Origin of the sequence: Bordetella genomosp. 1 (assembly GCF_002261335.1) — a bacterium.
GTDB lineage: Bacteria > Pseudomonadota > Gammaproteobacteria > Burkholderiales > Burkholderiaceae_B > Bordetella.
The window spans coordinates 1,474,432-1,486,514 of sequence record NZ_NEVL01000003.1 but is presented as its reverse complement, the minus strand read 5'-3'; the positions used below and the strand labels follow the sequence as shown (position 1 = coordinate 1,486,514).

Annotated in this window: 2 protein-coding genes (1 of these 2 running past the window's edge); both read right to left on the bottom strand. The window is 68.2% G+C overall.

Annotated elements, in window-relative coordinates; all coding sequences use genetic code 11:
* Positions 1-14 precede the first annotated feature (14 nt).
* Positions 15-698 (bottom strand): transglutaminase-like cysteine peptidase, encoded by a 684-nt coding sequence (locus tag CEG14_RS15090; RefSeq protein ID WP_094827563.1) that lies wholly within the window; start codon positions 696-698, stop codon positions 15-17.
* A gap of 92 nt (positions 699-790) precedes the next feature.
* On the bottom strand, positions 791-12,083 hold the 3' portion of the coding sequence (locus tag CEG14_RS26385; protein WP_094827138.1) for a VCBS domain-containing protein. It continues 22,181 nt past the right edge of the window; 11,293 of the gene's 33,474 nt are visible here — the last part of the coding sequence; its start codon lies off the right edge, out of view; its stop codon occupies positions 791-793.

The window sequence follows — 12,083 nt, the reverse complement described above, 5'->3', positions numbered from 1 at the left end:
TTATCTTCCTGGCGTCAGGGGCGTATGCCTTCCCGTTCCATGCGTTGAAGGAGATCGCGCCAGCGGCCCAGTCGGTCGACCGGAGCGGCGGCGCGGCCGTCGACATAGACGCCTTCGGCATTGAAACTGAAGACCGGCGTCAGGTCGCGCCGTTCGGTGGCGGGGAGGATGGGGGAGATGAGGCTGTCGAGCACGAGCGGCACGGCATTGGGCGTCTCGTAGTAGCCCAGCACCATGTGCGCGACCTGGTCGCTGCTGCCGGGGCCGCCGAGCCGCGCGCGCACGTAGATGAAGCGCAGTTTCTGCGGCGCCACGCCGAGCGCGACCAGGGTGAAGTACTTGCCGATCACGAAGTCTTCGCAATCGCCCGCGCCCTTGCCGAGCGACTCCAGCGGCGTGGCCCAGTAGTCGGGCTGGCCCCAGATCGCGGGATCTTCGCCCGAACGCAGATGGGTGTTCCAGAACGCATTGGCCATGCGCAGCCGCTCCCGGTCGGCCGCCGGCGGGGGCGTGCGCAACAGCGCCAGCCAGCTCGCCATCGCCTGCTCGCCGCGCGCGCCGTAGCGGCTCGCCGCCAGCGACTGCAGCCGTTGCGCGTCGATCTCGAGGGCAAAGCTGCCGCTCCAGGCCAGTGCCAGGCAGAGCAGGACCCAACGGCACAACGGAGGCAGCCGGCGAGAGCGGCGGGGCGATGGCATGGCCTTGATTTTCACATCTTTCCGGGTCGCCCTGTCGGGCTTGCGCAAAAAAGGCCGGCGGGCGCCGCCGGGCGGCGCCCGGAGGGCGGGGATCAGTGATTGACGTCGAGTTTCCCCTTCTGCAGCAGGTCGTTGATGATCGCCTGGTTGTCGAGCGTGCCGTTCTGCGTGAGGTCGACGCCCTCGAGCACGATCTTCTGGTCGGCGCCCTGGCCGATCTGGCCCTGGGTGTTGATGTTGATGACGGTGTTGTTGCCGTCCTTCTGGAAGTTCAGGTATTGCGTCAGCGTGCCGTCCTTCTCGCCGATCAGCAGGTCCTTCAGGTCGAGCACGTCGCCGCCATCGGCCGGCTTGGCGGTGGAGAAGTCCTTGATGACGTCGACCGACGGCGTGCCCACGCTGCCCTGGTCGTTCAGCTCCCAGCGGAAGGTGTCGCTGCCGGTGCCGCCATAGAGCGTGTCGTTGCCCTTGCCGCCGATCAGGGTGTCGCTGCCGCTGCCGCCGTCCAGGGTGTCGTTGCCGGCACCGCCATGGAGGTAGTCGTTGCCGGTACCGCCATACAGCGTGTCGTTGCCGTCTTCCCCATAGAGCGTGTCGTCGCCGCCCTGGCCGTAGAGGATGTCGTTGCCGGTGCCGCCGCGGATCGTGTCGTTGCCGCCGCGCGTGTCGTCGGCCACGTTGAACGAGGCGTGGTTGGCCTTGAGGTAGTCGTACACCTCCTGGCTGGTGGGCGTGTGGCCGCTGGTGTAGGCCAGGTAGTCGGTCAACGCCTTCATGCCCTGGCCGTCGTGCGAGCCCGCCGCCACCGTGCCCCACGAGAGGCTGTCGGTGTTGATGGTGTCGCCGAAGATGATGTCGTCGCCGGCCCCGCCGCTGATGGTGTCCGAGCCCACCGGCGCGGGGTCGGTGCTCGAGCTGCCATGCTCCAGCGCCGCCGCCAGGTCTTCGCCCTTGAGCACGATGTCGACCTGGCCCGTAGGCGCGATCACGACCTGGCTGGCCGCGTAGCTGGCCAGGGTGATGTCGTCGATCGAGATCGTCGACATGCGCAGGTTGTTGGTGTTGTCGACCACCTCGAACACGAAGCGGTAGGTGCCCGAGGCGAGCAGCCTGGACTCGATCGTGGTGGTGCTGCTGTAGCCCGAGCTGTTGCTGCCGCTGTCCACGGTGACCCACTTGCCGGTCGCGCTGTCGTAGCGCTGCACCGTCCAGTTGAACTGGTCGCCGGCCACGAAGTTGCTCGAACTGGCGCTGAAGCTCAGCTTGGCGTAGGTGTTGGACGCGATCGAGAACGACGGGCTGGTGGCGGTGGTGGAGGCGCCGCCGTTCCAGTCGGTGATCGCCATCGCGTTGTTGCTGCGCGAGACCGAGCCCGACAGCAGGCCGGTGCCGGTGGTGGACCAGTTGCTGACGTTGTTGATGCCGGAGCCGGTCGTGTTGAAGTTCGCCATCGTGGTGTCGGTGGAGCTGCCCACCGGCACGTAGCTGGTGCCGCCGCCACCGGTGTTGTCGAACAGCTTGAGGTAGTCGCCGTTGACGCCGTTGCCGATGCCGATGGCGTGCACGTTGCTCAGGCCGCTGAGCGGCGCGTAGGCATTCACCGATTCCTGCAGCGTGGTGGCGTCGGTCGAATTGCCCGTGCCGCCCAGGGCGCCGGTCGACTTGATGTAGTAGGTCGGGTCGCCGTCGGTGAGGAAGAAGGTCAGGTTTTCATAGCCCGCCGCCGCCGTCTTGCCGGCCGCCGTCTGGCTGTTGAACCACGAGACCGCGGTGTTGAATGCCGCCTCGTAGTTGGTGCCGCCATCGGCGGTGAGGCCGTTGATCGCGGTCAGCAGGCTCTGCAGGTTGGACTTGCTCAGGCCCTGCAGCGTCAGCACCTGGTTGCTGCCGGTGGAGAACCCGATCAGCGACACGTTGACCGTGCCGTCATGCGTGCTCAGCTGGTTGGCCAGGTTGGTCAGCGCATCCTTCACCAGCTTGATGCGCGAGTTGGCGTAGGCCACGCCGCTGGTGCCGTCCAGGCCCCAGGCCATGCTGCCCGAGGTGTCGACCACCAGCGCGATGTTGTAGTTCTTGCCGGCCTCCACCGTGACCACCGTGCCGCCCTTGTCGCCGAGCAGGATGTCGTCGCCGGAGCCGCCGACCAGCGGGATGCCGCTGCTGCTCGAGTTCTCGCCGGTGATGATGTTGTTGGTGGTGATGGCGTAGTTGTAGTCGCCCGAGGTGTCCTTGCCGCCGTTGGCGGTGCCGCCGGTGTCGGTGACCTTGAAGCCGAACGAGGTGTCCAGGCCCGCGGACGACGAGGTGTAGACCAGCTTGCCCGCCTGGATGTCGGCCGCCGACACGGCGGTGTTGGCCGTGACGGCCTGGCCGTTCAGGGTGAGGGTGCCGTCGGTGGGCAGGCGCGTGATGGTGACGCTCTTGAGCGCGTTGCCCTCCGCGCCGTCGCTGAAGGCGAAGTCGCCGGTCTTGAAGGCGTAGCTGCCGCCCGCGCTCATGCGGGTCGCGTTGTCTGCCGACACCGGCGCGTCGTTGGTGCCCACCACCGACACGGTGATCGGCTGGATCGTGCGGCCGTCGCCCGCGGTGACGTTGAAGGCCTCCGACAGCACCGCGCCGGCCGCGAGATTCTGCACCGCCGCGAGGGTGTTGTTGAGCACGTAGGTCCAGTTGCCGCCGGCATCGATCGTGAACGTGCCGTACTTGCCCGCCACGTTGGTCTGTGCCACGACGCCGCTTTCGCCCGCGTCGGCATCGGTCACGGTGAGCTTGCCCGTGGCCGTCAGCACCGCGTCCTCCGTCACGGAACCCGAGGTCTGGCCGGTGATGACCGGGGCGTCGTCGGTGCCGTTGATGGTGACCGTGACCGTCTTCGTGTCCGTGCCGCCCTGGCCGTCGCTGACCTGGACCGTGTAGCTCTCGGTCACCGACTGCCCGGCCTTCAGCGGCTGCGCGGCGGTGTTGTCGAGCGTGTAGGTCCACTTGCCGGTGCTCGCGTCGATGGCGAAGCTGCCGTAGGTGCCGCGGGTGGCGCCCGACACGGCGTAGCTGAGCTTGTCGCCGGTGTCGACGTCGGTGGCCGTCATCTGGCCGCTGGCCGTCTGCGTGCCGTCCTCCGCCACCGTGCCGGTCAGCGTGCCCGAGAGCGTGGGGGCGTCGTTGGTGCCCTGGATCGTGAGCGTCACCTGGCTGGTGGTGCCGTCGGCCGACTTCACCGCGAACGACTCGGTGAGCGACTTGCCGGCGCCGAGCGCCTGGACGGCGCTGCTGCTGTTGTCGAGGTTGTAGGTCCAGTTGCCGTTGGCATCGATGGCGAAGGTGCCGTAGGCGCCCTTGGTGGCCGTCTGCACCTGGAACACGGCCTGGCCGGCATCCGGATCGGTCACGTTGAGCTTGCCGCCCGCGCTGAGCGTGGTGTCTTCCTTGACGGTGCCCAGGTCTGCGCCCACGGTGTTGGGCGTGATGATGGCGGCGTCGTCGGTGCCGTTGATGGTGATGCTCACCACCTTGGCGTCGGTGCCGCCCTGGCCGTCGCTCACCTGCACGGTATAGGTCTCGGTCACGGCCTGGCCGCTCTTGAGCACCTGGGCCGCCGCGTTGTCGAGCGTGTAGGTCCAGCGGCCGGTGCTGGCGTCGACGGCGAAGCTGCCGTAGGTGCCGCGGGCCGCGCCCGACACGGCGTAGGTGAGCTTGTCGCCGGTGTCCACGTCGGTGGCCGACAGCTGGCCGCTGGCGGTCTGCGTGCCGTCCTCCGTGACGGTGCCGGTGACCGCGCCCGACAGCACCGGCGCGTCGTTGGTGCCGTTGATCGTGACGGTGATCTGGCTCGCGGTGCCGTCGGCCGACTTGACCGTGAAGGTCTCGGTCAGGAGCTTGCCGGCGCCCAGCGCCTGGACCGCGGCATTGGCGTTGTCGAGGTTGTAGCTCCAGTTGCCGTTGGCATCGATGGCGAAGGTGCCGTAGGCGCCCTTGGTCGCGCTCTGCGCCTGGAACACCGCCTGGCCCGCATCCGGGTCGACCACGTTGAGCTTGCCGCCGGCGGCAAGGGTGGTGTCTTCCTTGAGCGTGCCGGCGTTGTCGCCCGGCTTGCTCGGCGTGATGACCGCCACGTCGTCGGTGCCGTTGATCGTGATCGACACCACCTTGGTGTCGGTGCCGCCCTGGCCGTCGCTGACCTGCACCGTATAGGTCTCGGTCACGGCCTGGCCGCTCTTGAGCACCTGGGCCGCGCTGTTGTCCAGCGTGTAGGTCCAGCGGCCGGTGTTGGCATCGATCGCGAAGCTGCCATACGTGCCCTTGGCCGCACCGCTCACCGCATAGGTGAGGGCGTCGCCGACGTCGATGTCGGTGGCCGTCATCTGGCCGCTCGCCGTCTGCGTGCCGTCTTCGGTGACGCTGCCGGTAAGCGCGCCGGAGAGCTTGGGGGCGTCGTTGGTGCCCTGGATCGTCATCGTGACCTGGCTGGTCGTGCCGTCGGCCGACCTGACCGTGAAGACGTCGCTCAGCGTCCTGCCCGCGCCGAGCGCCTGCACCGCGCTGTTGCCGTTGTCCAGGCTGTAGCTCCAGTTGCCGTTGGCATCGATGGCGAAGGTGCCATAGCTGCCCTTGTTGGCGAGCTGGATCTGGAACGACGACTGGCCCGCGTCGGGATCGACCACGTCGAGCTTGCCGCTGGCGCTGAGTGTGGTGTCTTCCTTCAGGATGCCGGCGTCGGCGCCTGGCGTGCGCGGCGTGATGATGGCCGCGTCGTCGGTGCCGTTGATCGTGATGGTCACGAGCTTGCTGTCGGTGCCGCCCTGGCCGTCGCTGACCTGCACCGTGTACACCTCGGTGACGCTCTGGCCGCTCTTGAGCGCCTGCGCCGCCGCGTTGTCCAGCGTGTAGGTCCACTTGCCGGTGCCGTCGACCGCGAAGCTGCCGTAGGTGCCGGCCGCGTTGCCGATCACCGCGTAGCTGAGCGTGTCGCTTGCGTCCACGTCGGTGCCGGCGAGCTGGCCGGTGGCCGTCTTCACGCCGTCTTCCGTGACGGCGCCACTCACGTCACCGGAGAGCTTGGGCAGGTCATTGGTGCCTTGCGCCGTGACCGTGACCTGGCTCGCGGTGCCGTCGGCGGATTTCACCGTGAAGGTCTCGGTGACCGTCTTGCCGGCACCGAGCGCCTGCACGGCGAGGCTGCTGTTGTCGAGGTTGTAGCTCCAGTTGCCGGAGGCGTCGATGGCGAAGGTGCCGTAGGCGCCCCGGGTGCCGGCCTGCGCCTGGAAGCTGGCCTGGCCGGCGTCCGGGTCGGTCACGTCGAGCTTGCCGCCGGTGGCGAGCTGCAGCAGGCTGTCTTCCTTGACGATGCCGGTGTCGCCGCCCGGCAGGCGCGGGGTGATGATGGCCGCGTCGTCGGTGCCGTTGATGGTGACGTTCACCACCTTGGTGTCCACGCCGCCCTGGCCGTCGCTCACCTGCACCGTATAGCTCTCGGTCACGGCCTGGCCGCTCTTGAGCACCTGCGCGGCGCTGTTGTCGAGCGTGTAGGTCCACTTGCCAGTATTGGCGTCGATCGCGAAGCTGCCGTAGGTGCCGCGGGCCGCGCCCGACACGGCGTACGTGAGCTTGTCGCCCGTGTCCACGTCGGTGGCCGACAGCTGGCCGCTGGCGGTCTGCGTGCCGTCTTCGGTGACCGTGCCGGTCACGTCGCCGGAGAGCTTGGGCGCGTCGTTGGTGCCTTGCACCGTGACCGTGACCTGGCTGCTGGTGCCGTCGGCGGACTTCACCGTGAAGGTCTCGGTGAGGAACTTGCCGGCCCCCAGCGCCTGCACCGATGCGCTGGCGTTGTCCAGCGTGTAGCTCCAATTGCCGCTCGCGTCGAGCGCGAAGGTGCCGTAGGCGCCGCGGGTGGCCACCTGGACCTGGAACACCGCCTGGCCGGCGTCGGGATCGAGTACGTCGAGCTTGCCGCCCGCCGTGAGCGTGCCGTCTTCCTTGACCAGGCCAGTGTCCGCACCCAGCGTGCGCGGCGTGATGATGGCGCCGTCGTCGGTGCCGTTGATGGTGACCGACACCACCTTGGTGTCGGTGCCGCCCTGGTTGTCGCTGACCTGCACCGTGTACGTCTCGGTGATGGCCTGGCCGCTCTTGAGCGCCTGGGCCGCCACGTTGTCGAGCACATAGGTCCAGCGGCCGGTGAGCGGATCCACCGCGAAGGCCCCGTAGGCGCCCTTGGCCGCGCCCGTCACCGAGTAGGTCAGCAGGTCGCCCGTGTCCACGTCGGTGCCGGTGAGCTTGCCGGTGGCGATCTGGGTGCCGTCCTCGGTCACCGAGCCGGTCTGTTCGCCGGAGAGCTTCGGCGCGTCGTTGGTGCCCTGGATCGTGACCGTGACCTGGCTGGCGGTGCCGTCGGCCGCCTTGACCGTGAAGGTCTCGGTGAGCGAGCGGCCGTTGCCCAGCGCCTGCACGCTGGTGTTGGCGTTGTCGAGGTTGTAGGTCCAGTTACCGGAGGCATCGATGGCGAAGGTGCCGTAGCTGCCTTTGGTGGCGGCCTGGACCTGGAACACGGCCTGGCCGGCGTCCGGATCCACGATGTCGAGCTTGCCGCCCGCCGTGAGCGTGCCGTCTTCCTTGACCGTGCCCGCGTCCGCACCCGGCGTGCGCGGCGTGATGATGGCCGCATCGTCGGTGCCGTTGATGGTGATGCTCACCACCTTGGTGTCGGTGCCGCCCTGGCCGTCGCTCACCTGCACGGTGTAGGTCTCGACGACGGCCTGGCCGCTCTTGAGCGACTGCGCCGCGGCGTTGTCGAGCGTGTAGGTCCACCGGCCCGTGTTGGCGTCGACGGCAAAGCTGCCGTAGGCGTTGCTGGCGTTGCCCACGATCGCGTAGCCGAGCTTGTCGCCCGCGTCCACGTCGGTGCCGGTCAGCTGGCCGGTCGCCGTCTTCACGCCGTCTTCGGTGACCGATCCGGTCACGTCGCCGCTCAACCTGGGCGCGTCGTTGGTGCCCTGCACCGTGACCGTGACCTGGCTGGCGGTGCCGTCGGCCGATTTCACCGTGAAGGTCTCGGTAACGGATTTGCCGGCGCCGAGCGCCTGCACCGCGACGCTGCTGTTGTCGAGGTTGTAGGTCCAGTTACCGGAGGCATCCACGGCGAAGGTGCCGTAGGCGCCCTTGGTCGCGGTCTGCACCTGGAAGACTGCCTGGCCGGCGTCGGGGTCGACGACGTCCAGCTTGCCGGCGGTCGAGAGCGTGGTGTCTTCGCGCACCGCGCCCGCGTCGGCGCCGGGCGCATGCGGCCTGATGATGGCCGCGTCATCCGTGCCGTTGATGGTGATGTTTACCACCTTCGTGTCGGTGCCGCCCTGGCCGTCGCTGACCTGGACCGTGTACGTTTCCGTCACGGCCTGGCCGGACTTCAGCACCTGGGCGGCGCTGTTGTCCAGCGTGTAGGTCCAGCGGCCGGTATTGGTGTCGACGGTGAAGCTGCCGTAGGTGCCCTTGGCTGCGCCCGTCACCGAGTAGGTGAGGGTGTCGCCCACGTCGATATCGACGCCGGTGAGTTTGCCGGTGGCGGTCTGGGTGCCGTCTTCGGTCACGGAACCGGTCTGATCGCCGGTCAACTTCGGCGCGTCGTTGGTGCCCTGGATGGTGACCGTGACCTGGCTCGCCGTACCGTCGGCCGACTTGACCGTGAAGGTCTCGGTCAACGACTTGCCGGCGCCGAGCGCCTGCACGTTGAGGTTTGCGTTGTTCAGCACATAGGTCCAGTTACCGCTGGCATCGACGCCGAAGACGCCATAAGCACCCGGTGTGGCGAGCTGGGCCTGGAAGAACGACTGGCCCGCGTCGGCGTCGGACACGTCGAGTTTGCCGCCGGTGCTGAGGGTGCCGTCTTCCTTTACCGCGCCGAGATCGGCGCCGGGCGTGTGCGGCGTGATGATCGCGCTGTCGTCGGCGCCGTTGATCGTGATGACGACGACGCGGGTGTCGGTACCGCCCTGGCCGTCACTGACCTGCACGGTGTACGCCTCGGTCACGGCCTGGCCCGCGACCAGGGTCTGCGCCGCGGCGTTGTCCAACGTGTAGGTCCACGTGCCGGTGTTGGCATCGACCGAGAAAGAGCCGAACGTGCCCTTGGGCGAGCTCGTGACCGCGTAGCTCAGCCGGTCGCCCACGTCGATGTCGATGCCGGTGAGCTGGCCCGTCGCGGTCTTGACGCCATCTTCGGTCACGCTACCCGTCTGGTCGCCGCGCAGGATGGGCGCGTCGTTGGTGCCCTGGATGGTCACCGTCACGTCGTGCGTGGTGCCGTCTGCCGACTTCACCGTAAAGGTCTCGGTGAGGGTCTTGCCCACGCCCAGTGCCTGGACGTTGAGGTTGGCGTTGTCCAGCGCGTAGGTCCAGTGGCCGGCCGCGTCCACGCCGAAGCTGCCGTACGCACCCTTGGTCGCGACCTGGATCTGGAAATAGCCCTGGCCGGCATCCGGGTCGGACACGTCGAGGTTGCCGCCCGTGGTGAGCTGCAGCAGGCTGTCTTCCTTGACGATGCCGGTGTCGGCGCCCGGCGTGTGCGGCGTGATGATGGCCGCGTCGTCGGTGCCGTTGATGGTGATGCTCACCACCTTCGTGTCGGTGCCGCCCTGACCGTCGCTGACCTGTACCACATAGGTTTCGGTGACCGACTGTCCACCCGCCAGCGACTGCGCGGCCGTGTTGTCGAGCGTGTAGGTCCACTTGCCATTGGCGTCGACGGCGAAGCTGCCGAAGGCGCCCTTGGCCGGGCTGGTGACCGAGTAGGTCAGCGTGTCGCCCGCGTCGATGTCGGTGCCGGTGAGCTGGCCGGTCGCGGTCTTCACGCCATCCTCGGTGACCGCGCCGGTCACGTCGCCGGAGAGCTTCGGCGCGTCGTTGGTGCCTTGCACCGTGACGGTGACGTCGTGCGTGGATCCGTCGGCCGACTTCACCGTGAAGGTCTCGGTCAGCGATTTGTTGGCGCCCAGCGCCTGTACGGCGAGGCTGCCGTTGTCGAGGTTGTAGGTCCAGTTACCGGAGGCATCGACGGCGAAGGTGCCATAGGCGCCCTTGGTCGCGGCCTGGGCCTGGAACACGGCCTGGCCCGCGTCCGGGTCGAACACGTCCAGCTTGCCACCGGTGGCGAGCAGGGCGTCCTCGCGGACGATGCCGGTATCAGAACCCGGCAGGCGGGGGGTGATGATGGCGGCGTCGTCGGTGCCGTTGATCGTGATGGATACGACCTGGCTGGCGGTGCCGCCCTGGCCGTCGCTGACCTGGACGGTGTACGTCTCGGTCACGGCCTGGCCGCTCTTGAGCGCCTGGGCCGCGCCGTTGTCCAGCAGATAGGTCCACTTGCCCGTGGAGGGATCCACCGCGAACAGACCGTAGGCGCCCTTGGCCGCGCCGGTGACGGCGTAGGTGAGCGTGTCGCCGGTGTCTATGTCGGTGCCGGTGAGCTTGCCGGTGGCCGTCTGCGTGCCGTCTTCCGTCACGGAACCGGTCTGATCGCCGCTCAACTTCGGCGCGTCGTTGGTGCCCTGGATGGTCACGGTGACCTGGCTGGCGGTGCCGTCGGCCGACTTGACCGTGAAGGTCTCGGTCAGCGTCTTGTTGGCACCCAGCGCCTGCACGGCGGGGTTGTTGTTGTCGAGGTTGTAGGTCCAGTTACCGCTCGAATCCACGGCGAAGGTGCCGTAAGCGCTCTGGGTGGCGGCCTGGGCCTGGAACACGGCCTGGCCGGCATCCGGATCCACGATGTCGAGCTTGCCACCCGTGCTCAGCGTGCCATCCTCACGCACGGTGCCGAGATCGGCGCCGGGTGTGTGCGGCGTGATGACGGCGGCATCGTCGGTGCCGTTGATCGTGATGGACACGACCTTGGTGTCGTTGCCGCCCTGGCCGTCGCTGACCTGGACCGTGTAGGTCTCGGTCACCGCTTGGCCGGACACCAGCGTCTGGGCCGCGGTGTTGTTCAGCGTGTAGGTCCACTTGCCGTTGGCATCGACGGCGAAGCTGCCGTAGGTGTTGGTGGCGTTGCCGACGACCGAATAGCTCATCTTGTCGCCGACATCGATATCCGCGCCGGTGAGCTGGCCGGTGGCGGTCTTCACGCCGTCTTCCGTCACGGAACCACTCACGTCGCCGGACAGCTTCGGCGCGTCGTTGGTGCCCTGGATGGTGACTGTCACGTCGTGCGTGCTGCCGTCGGCCGACTTGACCGTGAAGGTCTCGGTGAGCGAGCGGCCGTTGCCCAGCGCCTGCACATTGGCGTTGGCGTTGTCGAGGTTGTAGGTCCAGTTACCGGAGGCATCGACGGCAAAGGTGCCGTATTTGCCCGCGGTGCCGGCCTGCGCCTGGAAGGTCGCCTGGCCCGCGTCCACGTCCACCACGTCGAGCTTGCCCGAGGCGAGCAGCGTGCCGTCTTCCCGAACGGTGCCGGCGTCGGCGCCCGGGGTATGGGGCGTGATGATCGCGGCGTCGTGGGTGCCATTGATGGTGACCGACACCACCTTGGTGTCGGTGCCGCCTTGGCCATCGCTCACCTGCACCGTATAGGTCTCGACGACGGCCTGGCCGCTCTTGAGCGACTGCGCCGCAGCGTTGTCGAGCGTGTAGGTCCACCGGCCCGTGTTGGCGTCGACCGCAAAGCTGCCGTAGGTGCCCTTGGCGGCACCCGTGACCGAGTAGGTCAGGGTGTCGCCCACGTCCACGTCCGCGCCGGTGAGTTTGCCCGTGGCCGTCTGCGTGCCGTCCTCGGTCACCGCGCCGGTGACCTCGCCCGAGAGCTTGGGCGCGTCATTGGTGCCCTGCACCGTCACGGTGACCTGGCTGGCGGTGCCGTCGGCCGACTTCACCGTGAAGGTCTCGGTGACGGACTTGCCGGCGCCGAGCGCCTGCACCGCGACGCTGCTGTTGTCGAGGTTGTAGGTCCAGTTACCGCTCGAATCCACGGCGAAGGTGCCGTAGGCGCCCTTGGTCGCGGTCTGGGCCTGGAACACGGCCTGGCCGGCGTCGGGGTCGACGACGTCCAGCTTGCCGGCGGTCGAGAGCGTGGTGTCTTCGCGCACCGCGCCCGCGTCGGCGCCGGGCGCATGCGGCCTGATGATGGCCGCGTCATCCGTGCCGTTGATAGTGATGTTTACCACCTTGGTGTCGGTGCCACCCTGGCCATCGCTGACCTGGACCGTATAGGTCTCGGTCACGGCCTGGCCGGACTTCAGCACCTGCGCGGCGCTGTTGTCGAGCGTGTAGGTCCAGCGGCCGGTATTGGCGTCGACGGTGAAGCTGCCGTAGGTGCCCTTGGCCGCACCCGTCACCGAGTAGGTGAGGGTGTCGCCCACGTCGATATCGACGCCGGTGAGCTTGCCGGTGGCGGTTTGCGTGCCGTCT